A 16,210-nucleotide genomic window follows, 5' to 3' on the forward strand; every position below is an offset into this window, starting at 1 on the left:
CACGTTGCAGGCTCCGCCGCCCGCGCCGCCCGCGCCGCCGCCGCCCGTGCCGCCGCCGCCCGAGCCGTCGCCGCCCGCGCCCGCGTCACCGCCGCTGCCGCCCAAGCCCGCGCCGCCGCTCGAGCTCGAGGCGCCGCTCGGATTGCCTTCGTTCGAACCGCACCCCACCGCCACGAGGCCTGTGATCAATACCAATGCAAGGGTCTTCATGGCGTCGATGCTACGCGGAATCGTCGCCGTACCCTCTGGACATCGGTCGACATCCGTCGACACCGCCCCCGAGATCAGGGCGCAAAGACCGACACGAACACCTCGATCGGGCCATCCAGAGCCCCTACGTTCGGCTCGTTCGGATCCACCCGCGAGCCCACGATCGCGCTCCCCCCCTTGCAATTCATGGCGAGCCCGTGGACGGCCTCCGATTGCGCGTTGCCCATCCGCTCCGCCCAGCGCACTTCCCCTGCCCGCCCGAGCTTCACGAGCCAAGCGTCGGTGCCGCCTGCGCTCGCGAGCGGCCCGCTTCCAGGATCGAGGGTGCCCGCGAATTCACCCGCGAGCACGACGTTGCCGGCGCCGTCGGCCCTCACATGGCGGGGCACGTCGAGGCGGTGGCGCAGGGGACGGCCCGCCGCGTCGAGCTCGACCACGAAAGGGGTCGAGCCGCCCGCGGTGGGGAAAATGGGCCCTCGGCCGAGGTCGATGAGCGAAGAGGAGCTGCCGGTGAGCCAAGTATTTCCCAGGGCATCGACGGCGACGTTTTTCCCCTCCTCCCAGTCGTCGGCGGACCCGAAGCGTCGGATCCACCGCGGCTCGCCCTTCGCGGAGAAACGGGCCGCGAAGACGTCCGTGCCCCCGGCGCTCGCGCCCTCGATGCCATCCAGCGAAAGCACGCTCTTCAGCGCGCCCGTCAGCACGACCTCCCCGTCCGGCGCCGCCGCCACGTCGCTCACGAAATCATCACTCGACCCCGCGAGGGCCCGGACGAAGGTCGTCTCCCCTGCGGCATTGAATTTCGCCAGGAAATTGTACCCGTATTTCCCGATGGGGCCGAGGCCGAGGTCGAATTGGCTGCCGGCGTAACTCCCCACGAGGAGCAGGTTGCCCTCGCGATCGACCGCCGCCGCTTTCGCCGTCTGGTACTCCGCGCCGGTGTAGCTCCGGGAGAAACGCTCGTTTCCGGCGGGATCGAGGGCGATCACGGAGAGGAACCCCTCCCCGCCGGCGAGCGAGCCATGGCTCACGAGCCAGATGTCCCCGCGCTCGCCGACCGCGAGGGCCCCGAAGCTTTCGTCGCCGGGACCGCCGAATCGGTGGCTCCAGAGGAGCGCGCCCGCGGGATCGAACTTCGCCACGAAGAGGTCGTAGCCGCCCGCCGAGGCGATCGGGCCGCCGCCCGGATCGACGTTCTGACGGAAAGCGCCGGCCACGACGGTATGGGACGCCCCGTCCACGCCCACGCCGAGGCCCATCGCGCGAAATTCGGTGTCCACGACGAAAACACGCGAAAAGAGGTTCGCCCCGGTGAGCGGCCCTGTCTCCGGACAGAGGACCGCGGCGCTCTCCTCCGGGCTCTCCCTCGTGTCCCGCTCGTGGTCCGAGCAGCCAGCGAGGGCGATCGCCGTGAGCCCCATCGTCACCACCGCAGGGAATGGTTTCATGGCGTCCTCGTCAAGGGGAGATTTTCGCGAGGAAGCCATCGTCGGGGTACGAGCCGACGAGAGGTCCGCCGCCGAAATCGAGCGTGCCGAGGAATCCGCCGGTGATCAAGGAATGGCCCAGCGCGTCCACGGCGAGGGCCGAGGCCCGCTGGGTCTCGTCGTCGCCGCCGTACCCGTGGGCCCAGAGCGTCTCGCCACCGGGGGCGAGTTTGGCGAGGAACACATCCACCCCTTGCGCCGTGAGCGGGCCTTGCCCGAAATCAATGCTGCCCGAGAAGCTGCCCGCGATCCGGGCCTGGCCTGAGGGGTCGACGGCGAGCGAGGGCGCGGCCACGTCGCCGGGGATCGCGCGCGCGTAAACGCCCTGTCCCGAGGGGGTGAGTCGGGCCCAGTAGAGGCTTTCTTTGGCCGCGGAGAGCGGAGCGGAAGGGAGGTCGAGCGTGCCCCGAAAAACGCCGGCGAGGTGAATGTCGCCTCGGCCGTCGAGGGCCACATCGGGGGCGACGTCGTGCTGCGGGCCGCCGTAACGCAGGCCGAATCGGAGCTCGCCGGCGCCGCTGTATTTCGCGACGAACACGTCGGTGTCCCCGGCGCTCTCGAGGGGGCCGGCCCCGAGGTCGATGGTATCGTAGAAGGAGCCGGCGACGACGACGTCGCCCGCCGCGTCGACGGCGAGGGCGCGCACGCTTTGCGGGTTCATGCCGGGAAAGGCCTTGCTCCAGAGGGTCTGGCCTCGGGCATCGAGCTTGGCGAGAAAAACGTTTCCAGCGCCGACGAGCGGGCCGGTGCCGAGATCGAACGAGCCCGCGAAGCTTCCGGCGAGGAAGATGTTGCCCGAGCGATCGAGCGCGAGCGCCTTCGGGTATCCCGTCGTGAAGGTTCGTACCCAGGCGGGCTTGCCGTCCGGAGCGAGCGCGAGGACGAAGGATTGTTCTTCCCCGGGCGGGAGCGGGAGGCCGAGGTCGGCATAGGGGCTGACGCGGCCGGCGAGGAGGATTCCGCCCTCGGCCGTGAAAGCGACGGCCTTCGGGCCGCCGATCCATGCGTCCCCGAATGCCATGCCAAAGCGATATTTTCCTTCGGGATCGAGGCCCACGACGTAAAGGCCATACCCGCCGATCGGGAGCACGAGGGGGCCGCCGCCGAGGTCGATGGTCCCCGCGGCCCTCGCGATGAGCGCGATCTCGCCGTTCGGACCTGCGGCGACGGCGACGCCGTCCTGATACCCAGGGGCATCCCCGAATGCGCGAGCCCAGACGAGTTTGCCCTGGCCGGAAGGTGGGGGGCGATTGTGCTGGGCGAGCTGCGTGCTGTCGTTCGGGGCATCCTGTCCGCAACCGACGAGCACGAGCGAGGCTGTTCCGAGCGTGAGGACGCGCAAGGGATGTTTCATGCTTCGGCTGTGTCAATCGTACCCGGTCGTCATCGCCGGTCGCGGGGGTCGAGCAAGGGGTGCGCCGGGTTCGGGGGGATGGGGACTTCGCGTTTGCGACAGATCTGGGGGCCTGTTGTGGTACGGTGCCTTTCATGCACCCGACCGCCGCCCTTGGTATCCTCGCGCTTCTGGCCGGCGCCCTCTGGCGGCTGGAGGTCGAGTGGCGCGGCTGGGAGGGGCTCACCTGGGCCGGATACTTTCACCTCGCCGTGCCGGTCGGCGTCGCCTTGTTCCTCCTGTGGGCATGGTCCTTCCTCGACGTGCCCTCGCCCCGGAGGAGAGCCGCGATCGTCTCCGTGCTCGCGCTCTTCGCGGCGATCGCGGTGCCTCTCACCGAAGGGTCTCTCCGCGCGGCATTCAATCGTTTCGCCTTCATGCGTCCCCTGCCCTGGCCCATGCTTTTCTGGTGGCTGCTCACCCCTTCTCTCGTCGTGGGCGTTCTCCGGGCCTTCCGCGTCCCCGTGGACGGTCGACGCTGGGCGCTCGGCCAGGCCCTCTTCGTGGCGGCCTGGCCGCTCGCCGCGATCGTGATCCAGGTCTTGCCCCAGCACGGGCAAACCGACGCGATTCATGCATTCAAGAGCGGGCTCGTCGTGCCGTTTTTCGTGGTCGCGCTCGGCATCTTGATCCCGACACGGAGGCCCGGCGCGCGCGCGGCGTCCTGAACGAAGGTCAGTGGATCTCGACGACGGTCTGCGCGACGACCTCGCCCACGCGCGCCTCGACGCGGCAGGTGCCGCGCTCGACCGCGTGAAGCTCCCACGCGAAACGCTGATGGTCACGCGAGGCAGGAAGGTTGAATTCGAGCACCTCGAGCGCGCGCTCCGGCCGCGGCGCGGGCGCGAGGGTGCAGACCTCCGGCGTGGCCGATCGCGGCGCTTCGAGAAGCCCGGCCATCGCGCGGCCATCCTTTGCTCGTAGCCGCACGAAAAGAAAACGCCGCGCGCCTGTGTAGAGGTGGCTCACCGGCTGATCGAAGCGCGGCGCCGGCGGGATGCAGCCATATCCGACGTTGGTATCGTCCGCCTGGAGGTCCAGGTCGATCGCCGCGACCGCGCTCGGCTCGACGGCCTCCGTTCGGATCGCCGCGTCGAGCAGCGCGAGCCGGCCCTCGCCCGCGCGCTCGGCGCGGACGTGGAGCTCGGACGCCATGCCCGGAAGGAGCGTGACCGCGCCCTCGCCGCGAGCAGCCTCGATGGACGGATCACCGACCACGTCCCGTCGCCGTCGCGACGAGCGTGGCCACGACGAGCGCGCATGGCGGCATGCGGGGAGCCATGGCGCCGAGCCTATCACACCCCTCAGGTAGGGTCGTGATAGACGTCGCGGAATGCGAGCATGTCGCCGATCTTGCGCTCGTTGTCGCGGGGGAACCCGCACGCCGGGGCGAATTCGTCCGCGTCCTTGTACGTGCCGAAGAGCCGATCCCACAGCGGCAAGTCGGAGTAGTTGTAGCGGTGGACGTCGAGCTCATGGTGCACCGAATGCAGCTCGGGCGTCTGGAGGAACCATTTCAGCCAGCGGGGGCTCTTGAAATTGCCGTGGTAGAAATACTCCCCGGTCGCGGCGAAGAAGTTGAACCAGAACGCGCCTTCGAGCGAGATGCCGAGCAGGAGGTACGCGATCGTCGCGCTGAGCAGCGCGTCGGCGACCATCTCGACGGGGTGCTTGTAGAAGGACGTGAGGATCTCGATGCGCGCGGGCGAGTGGTGGATCTGGTGGAAGACGTGCCAGAAGCCGTCGGCGTGCCGCAGGCGGTGCCACCAGTAGTAAAAGAACGTGCCCACGAACCACGCCACGAGCCCCTCGAGCCACGGGCGGCCCAGCGCGGAGATCGTGAAGAGCGAGGCCCCCTGGAACAGCCACGCCCAGACGCGGTTCAGCGCGAGCGTGATGCCGAGCTGCGCGAGGTTCAAGAAGAGCGCGCGCACGTGCCAGCCGGCCACGTGCGGCAATGCGCGGCCTGGCCGCACGCGCTCGAGCACGAGGAACACGAGCGTCGAGCCGATGGTGAAGATCGTGGGGAGCGTGAGGTGGGGCATGACGAATACGCGTCGCAGAGTCTACCAGCGAAAGAGGTCGCAGCGAAAGGAGGTGATCAATCGACGAACACCACGTCCGTCGCGCCGGCCTCCTTCAGCGGTCCGGAGAGGTTCCATGCGAGGGTCTGCTGGCAGAGCGCCTCGCACATGTCCATGGCGCCGTTCTCGCAGAGCCGCACGCGGAGCGGCGAGGTCTTGGGCTCGTACACCATCGTGTAAACGTCGCCCGTCGGACACCCGCACCCCCACCTCTCCTGACGCGACCACGTGTCGCCGCTCCGCTGGAACGCGTCCCCGCTCGACGCGTGGGTCACCTGCCTGCCACGGCCGCTGCACGAGCTGGCAGCGACGATCGGGAACACCCTCGGGCCCATGCCGCCGACCGATGCAGCACCCGCCGCCGGCCCAGGAGCGCTCGCCGGAGGCTGTGCGGGCGCCGGAGCGGAGGGTTCGATGTTTGCCGCCGTTTGAGCGCCGGCATCCGCTGTTCCGGAGCTTTGACCGCCGCAGCCCGCCGCCCCGACGGCGAGGGAGAGGATCGAGAGGGCAGACCAGAGGATGGGGTATCGAACGCCTACCATTTGTGTGGAACTCCATGCGCGGATTCGCGTGACATACGTGCAGGAGGGCCCGCTCCGACGACCGAGGGCGGGAGCGAGCTCCTCCCCCGGATGACGGGGCCCGGCTTCGCCTGTCGCATCCAAAGTGAACGGGGGTCGTCGATTTTTTTTGTCGAGCGCCGTGCGACAACCTTCCTCCCCACCCGTCATGTCCATGAGCCCGGCACGAGAACGGCGGATCGCCGACGTCTTCTCGGCGGCCCGGGCGTCTCGTGGAGATGAAGGAACCCATCATGAAAGCAGGCTCGTTGGCATGGTTTGGACTCACGCTCGTGCTCGGCTGCGCCCGCTCCGCCGGGGACGCGGGGCATGATCGGCCGGCGAACTCGGCGTTGACGAGCGCGGGCACGGCACAGCAGAGCGGCAAGGCGCCCGTCGCGAGCGCGCCCGCCGCGCCCTGCGGCAAGGACGCCTATCGGCACGAGGGCCCTGACTTCTGCGTGGATCTGCCGGTCTCCGCGCGCGGCAAGGCGCCGATGGCGATCGAGAATGGCGTGTTGTTTCCCGGCGTCATCTTCACCTGGACGCCGAAGTCGAACGCGGCGGTGGTCGCCGAATGGAAGGCGCCGAAGCCGGCGGAGCACCACCACGGGCCCTTCGAGATCTGGAAGACCGAGCCGATCCCCGGGGGCACGTATTTCCTCCTCTACGACGCCACGCAACATGACACGGCCGAGGTCGAAAAGATCCCGAGCGTCCGCGGGATGGCCATCGTCGAAGGCGAGACGACGGTCGTCCGGTGCGTCGTGACGGTCAACCTGGAGCCCGCGGACGACCCGCGCGCGATGGCCGCTTCGCATGCCACCGAGCTCGCGGCTTGCAAATCGCTCCGCGTGTTCGGGCGTTGAACCCAGGAGCACAGGCGCCGCGCTCGGGGGCGCCTTGACGAACCCACCCAACGGAGCGTAAAGCTCAGCCATGTCGACGTTCAAGATCGCGGCCTTTGCCATTCTGGTCCTGGCCTCCGCCTGCGCTTCAAGCACCCCGGAGCCGCAAGCGCCAGAGGCGCCCGCTCCCGCGCCAGAGGCGCCCGCCCCCGCGCAAGAGGCGTCGGGCGCCGCGCAAGATGGTGCGGGCGCCGCGCCGGTCCTCGACCTCGCAACCCCCGAAAAGGCGCGCGCGACGATCTACGACGTGCTGCGCCGAGACGACAAAGAAGCATTCAAGAAATGCGTCTCCAAGCGCATGCTGGAGCGGCAAGGCTCCCAGTTCGACGCATGGTATGCGGTGTGGAAAGCGGCCGCTGATAAAGGGACTCCGGAGAAGTTCCAGAAGATCGATGTCACGCAGGAAGACGGCGTCTACAAGCTCGACGAAAATTGAGAAGGACGGTGAAGAACGCCCGTGCCGCCCTGGCCGCGCTGACCGCAATGGTCCTCTTCTCGGGCTGCGGCGGCGCGGCCGCGACCGCCCCCGGCGGGCCGCCACGCGCCGGATCGACGAGCCGCCCGACCGCACCTCCGACCGCGAGCGCACGCCCTGCGGAAGCTTCGATTCCCGCGGATGGCGGCTCGCCGATGGCCTCCCTCCCCGCTCCCCTCCCCGCCCCCACGTTCACGGGGATCGCTGGAAAAGGCCTCTATCTGCTCAAGCCGGCGCGCGTCTTCGATGGCAATACGGCGCGCCCGCACGAGGGATGGGTCGTCCTCGTGCGCGGCAATCGCATCGAGGCGGCGGGGCCCGAGGCGCAGGTGCAGGCGCCGGGCGACGCGGCGGTCGTCGATTTGCCGAACACGACGCTCTTGCCCGGTCTCATCGAGGGGCATTCTCATTTTTTGCTTCATCCTTACGACGAAGCCTCCTGGGACAAACAGGTGACCCGTGAGCCCGTCGCCCTCCGCGTCGCCCGCGCGACGAACCACGCGCGAAACACCCTCCTCGCCGGTTTTACCACGGTCCGCGATCTCGGGACGGAGGGGGCCGGATATGCCGACGTCGGGCTCAAGCAGGCCATCGATCAGGGGATCATCCCCGGCCCGCGAATGATCGTCACGACGAAGGCCATCGTCGCCACGGGGAGTTATGGGCCGAAGGGCTTCGATCCCGGCTTCCACGTGCCGCAGGGCGCCGAGGAGGCCGACGGGCACGATGAGCTCCTGCGCGTCGTGCGCGATCAGATCGGGCACGGCGCCGATTGGATCAAGGTCTATGCGGACTACCCTTGGGGGCCCGGCAACGAGGTGCGGCCGACGTTCTCGATCGAGGAGCTCCGGCTCGTCGTCGAGACCGCGCATTCGAGTGGCCGGAGCGTCGCGGCGCACGCGTCTTCGGCCGAAGGAATGCGGCGCGCGGCCATGGCCGGCGTCGATACCATCGAGCATGGCGACGAAGGCACGCCCGAGGTCTTCAAGCTCATGGCGAAGAACCACGTCGCGTTTTGCCCGACGCTCGCGGCGAGTGACGCCATCGCGCGTTATTACCAGGGCTGGAAGAAGGGCAGCACGCCCGAGCCGGAGAGGCTGACGGCGAAGCGCAAGTCGTTCAAGGCGGCCCTCGACGCAGGCGTGACCCTGGTGAATGGGAGCGACGCCGGCGTGTTCGCGCACGGAGACAATGCCCGCGAGCTCGAATTGTTCGTGGAGTACGGCGCGACCCCGGTCGATGCGCTGCGCGCGGCGACCTCGGGCAGCGCGAAGGTGCTGCACCTCGACGCGGCGATCGGCTCGGTGGCGGCCGGCAAGCTGGCCGATCTGATCGCGGTCGAAGGCGATCCGACGCGGGAGATCACGGCGCTCCGGAAGGTCCCGTTCGTCATGAAGGGAGGGGCGATCTACAAGCGCCCGTGACGCGATGAGGCGGCCCGGCGGCCGCCGCCGAGCTCGACGTTCGGCACATGGATTGAATGTCCGAGCGGCGGGACACCCCATGGCCGAGATTCCGGAGCATGCGAGCGCGTCGCGCAAGGCGGCAGGGTCCGTCATCGAGGTCTTTTTGTGCGGGGACGTGATGACCGGGCGGGGCATCGATCAAATCCTGCCCTTCCCGAGCGAGCCGTCGCTCTTCGAGCCCCACATGGAGGACGCGCGTGACTACGTTGCTCTGGCGGAGCAAGAGAGCGGGCCGATCCCGAGGCGCCAGAGCTTCGACTCCGTGTGGGGCGACGCGCTCGGTGCGTGGGCGAGCCGGGCCCCGGACGTCCGCTGGGTCAACCTCGAGACGAGCATCACGACGAGCAGCGACCCCTGGCCAAAGGGCATCAATTATCGCATGCACCCGAAAAACACCCCGTGCCTGCTCGCCGCGAAGATCGATGGTTGCTCTCTCGCGAACAATCATGTCCTCGACTGGGGCCGCGCGGGCCTCGTCGAGACGCTCGCGACGCTGCGAAAGGCGGGCATGGCGACGGCCGGGGCCGGGCTCGATCTCGACGAGGCGGAGGCTCCGGCGATTGTCGACGTCCCCGGGCGCGGTCGGGTCCTCGTGGTTTCGTTTGGCACGACGAGCTCCGGGATCCCGCGCGAATGGGCGGCGGGCGAGCACGCGCCCGGGCTCGCGGTGCTCTCCGATCTCGGTCCAAAGACGGTCGCGCGTGTGGCCGCGAGGATCGCGGGCACGAAGCGCGCGGGCGACGTCGTCATTGCCTCGCTCCACTGGGGAGGCAACTGGGGGTATGAAATCCCCTGCGAGCATGTCGCGTTCGCCCACGCCCTCGTCGACGAGGCGGGCGTGGACGTGGTCCACGGTCATTCCTCCCATCACCCCATGGCCATCGAAGTCCACGCGGAGAGGCCGATCTTCTACGGCTGCGGAGACTTCTTGAACGACTACGAAGGCATTCGCGGGCACGAGCAATACCGAAGCGATCGCACGCTCATGTATTTCGTGCGCCTCGATACCCGGACCGGCAGGCTCGTCGAGCTCCGGATGGTGCCGCTCCGGATTCGCCATTTTCGCCTGAACCGCGTCGAGCGCGCCGACGCGCGCTGGCTCGCGGAGAGGCTGCATCGCGAGAGCCGGCGGTTCGGGGCGCAGATCGTCCTCGACGAGGACGACACCTTGCGTTTGCAGTGGGATTGAGCCTCGCCAAGGGCCTCGCGCGCTACCTCGAAGGCTGAGCCACGCCGGAGCCGTCCGCCTCCGCGAGCGTGCAGCAGATCACGTCGACGGCGAACGCGACGTACGCACGGTTCTCGGCGTGGTCGAAGCCCTGGTTCGAGAGGTGCTGGTGGAACGGCCGGAACTGGAGCGAGCCGAGGAAGACGTCGGCGGCGTGCTCCGGCGGGACCGAGCGCAAGAGGCCCCGCGCGATCGCCCGGGAAAACCACGCCGCCATCTCGCGACGCGCGCGGACGGGCGGCAGATCTTCCCGCCGATCGGCCGCGGACTCGACGTGCATGCCGGCCGAGCGGAGCACCGCGAGGCACGGCACGATGCGCTGGAGGTACGCGAAGATCTCCTCGGCGAGCTCGTGGAGCTGCGTCCGCGCGTCGCGGTCGTCGGGCCCCGACCGCATCCGGGCCATCCACGGCGGCTCGGACGGAGGCATCAGCGCGGCGCGCAGGAGCTGCTCCTTCGTGCCGAACCGCTGGAACAGCACCCCGTGCGAGATGCCGAGCCGCTCCGCGATCAACGTCGTCGAGACGGCGGCGCCGTGTTCCAGGAAACAGGCGCGTGCCTCTTCGAGGATCTTTGTGTCGGGGATGTTGCGCGGGCGTGACATTCTTGAGTATCTTGTCACTTATTAACTGCGCTGGGCAAGAAAGGAGCGCAACATGAGGATCCATCGCTTGAACGAGCTGTCCCGGGCCGATCTCCCCACGGCGGGCGGCAAGGGCGCGAACCTCGGCGAGCTTTTGCGACGCGGGCTCGCGGTGCCGGCCGGGTTCGTGGTGAGCGCCGAGGCGTACGCCGAGCACGCGCGCGCCTGGGGGCTCGCCGAGCGCCTCGCGGCGCACCTCGCCGCACAGAGCTGGGAGGCGGCGGCCTCCGAGGCGGCCGAGCTCTTCGAGCGGGGCGCGCTCCTGCCCGAGCTCGAGCACGCCATCCGCGAAGCGTATCGTGAGCTCGGCGCGCCGCGGGTCGCGGTTCGATCGTCCGCGACGGCGGAAGACCTCGCCGACGCCTCGTTCGCGGGCCAGCACGAGACGTTCCTCGACGTCGCGGGAGAAGACGAGCTCTTGCGCGCGCTGCGGCGGTGCTGGGCGTCGCTCTGGAGCGCGCGCGCCCTCGGCTACCGGGCGGCGCGCGGCGTGGATCACCTGGGGGTCCACATCGCGGTCGTGGTGCAGCGCATGGTGGCGGCCGAGTTTGCCGGGGTCCTGTTCACGGTCGATCCGGTGGCTCAGCGCGCCGACCGCATGCTCCTCGAGGTCGCGCCGGGGCTCGGCGAGGCCGTGGTCTCGGGACACACGACCGGCGACGTGTACCGCCTGCGTCGCGAGCCCCTGGCGATCGAGGAGCGCGAGCGCCGCGTGCCGGGGCGCCCCGCGCCGAGCGACGAGCTGGTGCTCCAGTTGAGCCGCATCGCGCTCGACCTGGAGGCCCATTTCGGCTGCCCGCAGGACGTGGAGTTCGCCTTCGAAGGGGGCTCTGTCTACCTCCTCCAGTCGCGCCCCATCACCACCCTCGGCGCGGCCGAGATCGAGCCGCTCCCGCCGCCCCCGGAGCTCAGCCGCCTGCAGCGGAAGATGCTCGAAGCGAACGACAACGACCGCTTCCCCGTCGCGCCCAAACCGCTCGATCAGTGGGGCTTCCGGATGGTGGTCCCCGCGCTCGTCAACGCGGTGCGCATCCTGGGCCTCGACATCGACGAGGCCGACGAGCGCGCGGTGATGGACCAGGTATGGCGTGAGTTCTTCGTCCTGCCGTCGCCGCGCCCCACCTTCCGGATCTTGGGTTTGCCCCAGCGCGTCGCGACCGCCCTTCGCAACGACTGGCTGGCGTGGTGGGAGGCCGAGGCGTTCGGCCGAATCCTCGAGGTCAGCGCGCCGGTCGATCTCCGCGCGATGGACGACGCCGCGCTCCTCGGCCGCACCGATCGAATCGAGGCGACCACGCGAGAGATCCTGTTCAAGCGGTTCGAGGGGATCCTCAGCCAGATGGCCGTGGTGGCCCTGCGGCTCCCGGTCACCGTCGCCGTGGGGAGGAAGCGAGCCGACGCCATCCTGGGCGACCTCGTCTCGGGCCTGCACACCCGGACCTCCGAGGTCAACCTCGCGCTCTACCACCTCGCGCGCAAAGCCGCGAGCGCAGGTCCGGAGGTTTTTCTTGCGATTCGCGAGGGGCATCCCGAGGAGCTCTCCGCCTCGGAGGCGGGCCGGGCCTACCTCGCCGAGGTCGAGGTGTTCCTCGACGAACACGGGCATCGGGAGAGCACGGGGCTCTACCTCTCGGCGCCCACCTGGCGGCAGGATCCGGCGCCCATGTGGGGGCTTTTGCGCGGCATGCTCGACGTCACCGAGCCGCCGTCCGAAGAGGCCGGGCACAAGCGTTACCTGGCGGCCGTCGAGGAGGTCACCCGCGGGATTCGATTCGTGCCGGGGCTCTCCGGCCCCTTCCGCAGCACCCTGGAGCAGCTCCGGAAGGCCATCATCTTCCGCGAGCGCTCGCATTACGACCTGGCCCGCGTGTTCTCGGCCATGCAGGCCATCGTGGCCGAGCTCGCGCGCCGCCTCCACGAGCGCGGGCACCTGCCGAGCCCCGACGACATTTTCTATCTGACGGAGGCCGAGATCCGGGCGTGGTTCCGGGAGGGGGCGCCGCCGTTCGCCGACGTGAAAAAGCTCGTGCAACGCAGGCGCGCGACGTACGGAGTGGTCAACGGGAGGTGGCAGAAGCGGGCGTTCGAGGCGTTCGCGACAGGCGCCTCGGAGAGCGAGCTGCGCGGCACCGGGGCGTCGTCCGGCGTGGTCCGCGGCAGGGCGCGCATCGTGCGCGACGAGCGCGAGTTCGGGCGCCTCCGGCCGGGGGAGATCCTGGTCTGCCGGTACACGAACCCCGCGTGGACGCCGCTCTTCACCCTCGCCGCGGGCGTCGTGACGGACACGGGCGGCGCGGCCTCGCACGCGGCCATCGTCGCGCGCGAATACGGGATCCCCGCGGTGCTCGGGGCCGCCGGGGCGACGACGCGCATCACGGATGGTCAGGAGATCCTCGTCGACGGGACGGAAGGCCGCGTGCTGCTCGTGCGCCCGAGCGTCACGGGCGAGGTCGCTTATGCCTGAGCCCGCGTCGCGCCTGCCGGTGCGGCTCCTCGTGGCGATCGCGCTGTCGGCGGCGCTCGCGCCGCTCAACTCCACGATGGTCGCCGTGGCGCTGCCGGAGATGGCGCGCACCCTTTCGGCCGACTCCGGCGCGCTCCGGCAGGCGCTCGTGACGAGTTATCTCCTCACGAACATCGTCCTGCAGAGCCCCGGCGGAAAGCTCGGCGATCGGCTCGGCCATCGGCGTGCGCTCGGGCTGGGTCAGCTCCTCCTCGCGGCCGGCGCCGCGCTCGCGTACGTATGGCCCGTGCTCCCTGCGCTCACGGTGGCGCGCATCGTGATGGCGGCGGGCGGCGCGATCATGGCCCCGAGCGCGACGGCCCTGCTCCGCACGGAGCTGCCGCCCGAGATGCGCGGGCGTGCCTTCGGCGCGTTTGGCGCGGTGATGGGGATCGCGGCGGGCACCGGGCCGACGATCGGCGCGCAGCTCGTCGGGCACTTCGGGTGGACCTCGATCTTCCTCGTCAACGTCCCGGTGCTCCTCCTCTCCGCCGGGCTCGCGCACCTCGGGGTGACGGCCGCTCCTCGGGCCCCCGCCGCGCCCCGCCCGCGCTTCGACCTTCTGGGATCACTCCTGCTCGGCGGCGCGCTCGCGGGGCTCGTCCTCGGCCTCGAAAGGACACACCTCCGCTGGGCGGCGGTGGTCGGCGCGCTCGCCTTCGTGCCCTTCGTGCTCTGGGAGCGGCGCGTCGCGGATCCCGTCATCGATTTCTCTCTGTTCAAGCAGCGCGCCTTCGTGGGGGGCAGCTTGATCATCGCGCTCCAGAATTTCGCGATGTACTCGACCATCTTCGAGCTACCCCACGTGGTCGGGAGGCTCTTCCACGTCGGCCCGCGCGACGTCGGCACGGCGCTGCTCTCGATGATGGGCACGATGGTGCTGACCTCGCCGTTCGCGGGGCGCGGGACCGATCGATTCGGGGCGCGCGCGGTGGCGTTCGTCGGCTGCTCGCTGGCCCTCGGGGGCACGACCTTGCTCGCGCTCCGGCCTTTGCATGCGCTCTCCGACGCGATTCCTTCGCTCGTGATGCTCGGCGCGGGGCTCGGCCTCTCGGCGGCTCCGTCGCAGTCCGCGGCGATGAGCGACGTCCCGCGGGAAAAGAGCGGAATGGCCGCGGGCCTCACCTCGACGATGCGTTATCTCGGGGGCGTCGCCGGCCTCACGGTGCTCGGCCTCGTGCTCACGGATCGCCCGGATCCGGAGGTGGTGATGCACGAGCACACCACGGCCATGTCCGTGTACGGCGCGGCGCTGCTCCTGACGCTCGGCTGCACCTTCCTCCTGCCCGGCCGCGCGGCGGCGCCTCCGGTGGCCCTCGCGGGCTCCCGGTGAACGAGGCGTGATTGTGCTCTCGGGCTTGCGCACCTGGGAGCCGGTGTTTACGTGGCGGCGGCGCGTGCGACACCCGCCGCCGTCTACCAAGGAGACGCTCGTGAATCTTTACCATCTTTCCGTGCCGCAGCTGATCCAGACCGTGGGCCAGGCGCTCACGTGGCTCGACAAGGCGCAGGCCCTCGCCGAGCAAAAGAAGTTCGACGTCAACGTGCTCCTCGGCACGCGCCTCGCGCCGGATCAGTACCCCCTCGTGCGGCAGTTCCAGGCCATCAGCGACGGCGCGAAGTTCACGGCCGCGCGCCTCGCCGGCGTGCAGCCGCCCGTCTTCGAGGACAACGAGAAGACCATCGAGGAGATCCGCGCCCGCCTCGACAAGACGATCGCCTGGCTGAAGACCCTCCAGGCCGAGCAATTCGAAGGCGCCGAGGCCCGCACCATCGTCCTGCCGTTCGCGCCGGGCAAGGGGCTCAAGGGCGTCGACTTCCTGGTCAAGATGGCCCTGCCGAACTTCTACTTCCACGCCGCCACGGCCTATTCGATCCTCCGCCACAACGGCGTCGACGTGGGCAAGGTCGACTTCATCGGCAACCTGCCGTTCTTCGACGTTTGACGTCGCGCGGCGAGATCGGCGGCGCGCGGACAACCAGCGTCGACCGATAGGATCCGCCCATGTCTCGCGCCTCCCGCCTGCTCGATCTCATGCAGCTCTTGCGCCGCCACCGCGCGCCGATCCCCGGCGCGGCGCTGGCCGAAGAGCTCGGCATCTCCATCCGCACGCTTTATCGCGACATCGCGACCCTTCAGGCGCAGGGCGCCGATATCCAGGGGGAGCCGGGCCTCGGCTACGTGCTGCGGCCCGGCTTCACGCTGCCGCCGCTGATGTTCTCGGTCGACGAGATCGAGGCCCTGGTGCTCGGTTCACGCTGGGTCGCGGTGCGGGGCGACGCACGGCTCGCGGCCGCGGCGAAGGACGCCGTGGCGAAGATCCGCGCCGTGCTGCCGAGCGAGCTCCGCGAGAGCATCGACGCGTCCACGCTCACCGTGCCGACGTTCGACGCCGAGCCGATCGCGGTCGATGCCTCGGTGATCCGCGCCGCGATCCGCAAGGAGCAAAAGCTCCGGCTCACCTACCGCGACCAGGACGGCGCCGCCACGACCCGCACGATCTGGCCTCTCTTGATCGGGTTTTTCGAAAAGGTGCAGGTGCTCGCGGCCTGGTGCGAGCTCCGGCAGGACTACCGCGCCTTCCGGCTCGACCGCATCCAGTCGGTCGAGCCGAAGGACGAGCGCTACCCGCGCCGTCGCGCCGTGCTGATCAAGGAATGGCGGGCCAGGCAGAACCTACCCGCCACTGCCGGAAACTGACAGTCGCAGGGCGCATGACATCCCCGTCCCCCACGACGATGGAGATGCAGATGCGCACCCTCAATTACCTGCTGCTTGCCGTCCATGATCCGCAAAAAAGCGCCGAGCTGTATTCGAAGCTCCTCGGCTGCGAGCCAGTCCAAAACTCCGCGACCTTCGTTCTTTACGTGCTGCCCACCGGCCTGAAAATCGGCCTCTGGCGCACCGACGACGTGGCGCCGACGCCAAAGCCCGCCGGCGGCATCGAGATCTCGTTCAGCGAAGCGAGCAGGGACGCCGTCCTCGCGACCTATGCCGCATGGACCGAGCTCGGCCTCGCAGTGGTGCAGGAGCCGACCGACATGGATTTCGGCTTCACATTCGTCGTCGAGGACCCAGACGGGCACCGCCTCCGCCCGTTTGTGCTGGCCGGTCGTCCTCGCTAGGGAGGCGCCGCGCCGGGGCGCTGCCCCGGGCCCCGCGGGGGCTGTTCGCCCCTCGACCCGAACCAGGGCCAGCCCTGGACCTCTGGGCATCGACTGCGCGAAGCGCAGTCGATGCGGGGAAAGATTT

Annotated in this window: 16 protein-coding genes and 1 pseudogene; 10 read left to right on the plus strand and 7 right to left on the minus strand. The window is 69.7% G+C overall.

The features are described 5' to 3' along the window. The 3 genes and pseudogenes from QHF85_RS48110 to QHF85_RS48120 all read right to left on the minus strand — a co-directional run. Positions 1–210: pseudogene (locus QHF85_RS48110) on the minus strand (hypothetical protein); the annotation flags it as partial. A gap of 74 nt (positions 211–284) precedes the next feature. Next, a complete protein-coding gene (locus tag QHF85_RS48115) occupies positions 285–1,658 on the minus strand; it encodes a hypothetical protein (protein ID WP_281334285.1) in 1,374 nt (457 codons plus the stop codon). A gap of 10 nt (positions 1,659–1,668) precedes the next feature. Further along, positions 1,669–3,051, minus strand: coding sequence for a hypothetical protein (locus QHF85_RS48120; protein ID WP_281334286.1), 1,383 nt, complete (start codon positions 3,049–3,051; stop codon positions 1,669–1,671). 134 nt (positions 3,052–3,185) lie between these two features. On the opposite strand from QHF85_RS48120, the gene QHF85_RS48125 reads away from it, so the two are divergent. Next, the gene (locus tag QHF85_RS48125) at positions 3,186–3,758 is read left to right on the plus strand and encodes a hypothetical protein (protein WP_281334287.1); all 573 of its coding nucleotides are present in this window, start codon (positions 3,186–3,188) and stop codon (positions 3,756–3,758) included. Between the two features lie 7 nt (positions 3,759–3,765). Here the strand turns inward: QHF85_RS48125 and QHF85_RS48130 are convergent, their stop codons facing one another. From QHF85_RS48130 to QHF85_RS48140, 3 genes are all read right to left on the minus strand, one after another. Beyond that, complete coding sequence (locus QHF85_RS48130; RefSeq protein ID WP_281334288.1) at positions 3,766–4,308, minus strand: hypothetical protein; 543 nt, start codon at positions 4,306–4,308, stop codon at positions 3,766–3,768. A gap of 86 nt (positions 4,309–4,394) precedes the next feature. Further along, positions 4,395–5,135, minus strand: coding sequence for a sterol desaturase family protein (locus tag QHF85_RS48135; protein ID WP_281334289.1), 741 nt, complete (start codon positions 5,133–5,135; stop codon positions 4,395–4,397). 56 nt (positions 5,136–5,191) lie between these two features. Then, positions 5,192–5,509 carry a hypothetical protein gene (locus QHF85_RS48140; RefSeq protein ID WP_281334290.1) on the minus strand — a complete coding sequence of 106 codons (318 nt, stop codon included), beginning with the start codon at positions 5,507–5,509 and terminating at the stop codon, positions 5,192–5,194. A 479-nt stretch (positions 5,510–5,988) separates the two neighbouring features. On the opposite strand from QHF85_RS48140, the gene QHF85_RS48145 reads away from it, so the two are divergent. The 4 genes from QHF85_RS48145 to QHF85_RS48160 all read left to right on the plus strand — a co-directional run bounded on the left by QHF85_RS48145 (position 5,989) and on the right by QHF85_RS48160 (position 9,772). Continuing rightward, the gene (locus QHF85_RS48145) at positions 5,989–6,603 is read left to right on the plus strand and encodes a hypothetical protein (protein WP_281334291.1); all 615 of its coding nucleotides are present in this window, start codon (positions 5,989–5,991) and stop codon (positions 6,601–6,603) included. Between the two features lie 70 nt (positions 6,604–6,673). Continuing rightward, on the plus strand, positions 6,674–7,078 hold the full coding sequence (locus QHF85_RS48150; protein WP_281334292.1) for a hypothetical protein: 405 nt from the start codon (positions 6,674–6,676) through the stop codon (positions 7,076–7,078). An 8-nt stretch (positions 7,079–7,086) separates the two neighbouring features. Then, positions 7,087–8,541 carry an amidohydrolase family protein gene (locus tag QHF85_RS48155; RefSeq protein WP_281334293.1) on the plus strand — a complete coding sequence of 485 codons (1,455 nt, stop codon included), beginning with the start codon at positions 7,087–7,089 and terminating at the stop codon, positions 8,539–8,541. 79 nt (positions 8,542–8,620) lie between these two features. Beyond that, positions 8,621–9,772, plus strand: a complete 1,152-nt coding sequence (locus QHF85_RS48160) for a CapA family protein (protein ID WP_281334294.1) — start codon at positions 8,621–8,623, stop codon at positions 9,770–9,772. Positions 9,773–9,794: 22 nt separating this feature from the next. Here the strand turns inward: QHF85_RS48160 and QHF85_RS48165 are convergent, their stop codons facing one another. After that, a complete protein-coding gene (locus QHF85_RS48165; RefSeq protein WP_281334295.1) occupies positions 9,795–10,415 on the minus strand; it encodes a TetR/AcrR family transcriptional regulator in 621 nt (206 codons plus the stop codon). A gap of 52 nt (positions 10,416–10,467) precedes the next feature. Here QHF85_RS48165 and QHF85_RS48170 point away from each other — a divergent pair, with 52 nt between their 5' ends. The 5 genes from QHF85_RS48170 to QHF85_RS48190 all read left to right on the plus strand — a co-directional run bounded on the left by QHF85_RS48170 (position 10,468) and on the right by QHF85_RS48190 (position 16,083). After that, positions 10,468–12,918, plus strand: a complete 2,451-nt coding sequence (locus tag QHF85_RS48170) for a PEP/pyruvate-binding domain-containing protein (protein WP_281334296.1) — start codon at positions 10,468–10,470, stop codon at positions 12,916–12,918. Further along, on the plus strand, positions 12,911–14,290 hold the full coding sequence (locus tag QHF85_RS48175; protein ID WP_281334297.1) for an MFS transporter: 1,380 nt from the start codon (positions 12,911–12,913) through the stop codon (positions 14,288–14,290). The genes QHF85_RS48170 and QHF85_RS48175 overlap by 8 nt, the downstream gene beginning before the upstream one ends. 100 nt (positions 14,291–14,390) lie before the next feature. After that, positions 14,391–14,903, plus strand: a complete 513-nt coding sequence (locus QHF85_RS48180) for a DUF1993 domain-containing protein (protein WP_281334298.1) — start codon at positions 14,391–14,393, stop codon at positions 14,901–14,903. Between the two features lie 59 nt (positions 14,904–14,962). Beyond that, complete coding sequence (locus QHF85_RS48185; protein ID WP_281334299.1) at positions 14,963–15,658, plus strand: YafY family protein; 696 nt, start codon at positions 14,963–14,965, stop codon at positions 15,656–15,658. A 44-nt stretch (positions 15,659–15,702) separates the two neighbouring features. After that, entirely contained in the window at positions 15,703–16,083 is a 381-nt protein-coding gene (locus QHF85_RS48190; RefSeq protein ID WP_281334300.1) for a VOC family protein, read from the plus strand. The last annotated feature ends 127 nt before the right edge of the window (positions 16,084–16,210 follow it).

The organism is Polyangium sp. 6x1, from assembly GCF_029946515.1.
Taxonomy (GTDB): Bacteria; Myxococcota_A; Polyangia; order Polyangiales; family Polyangiaceae; genus Polyangium.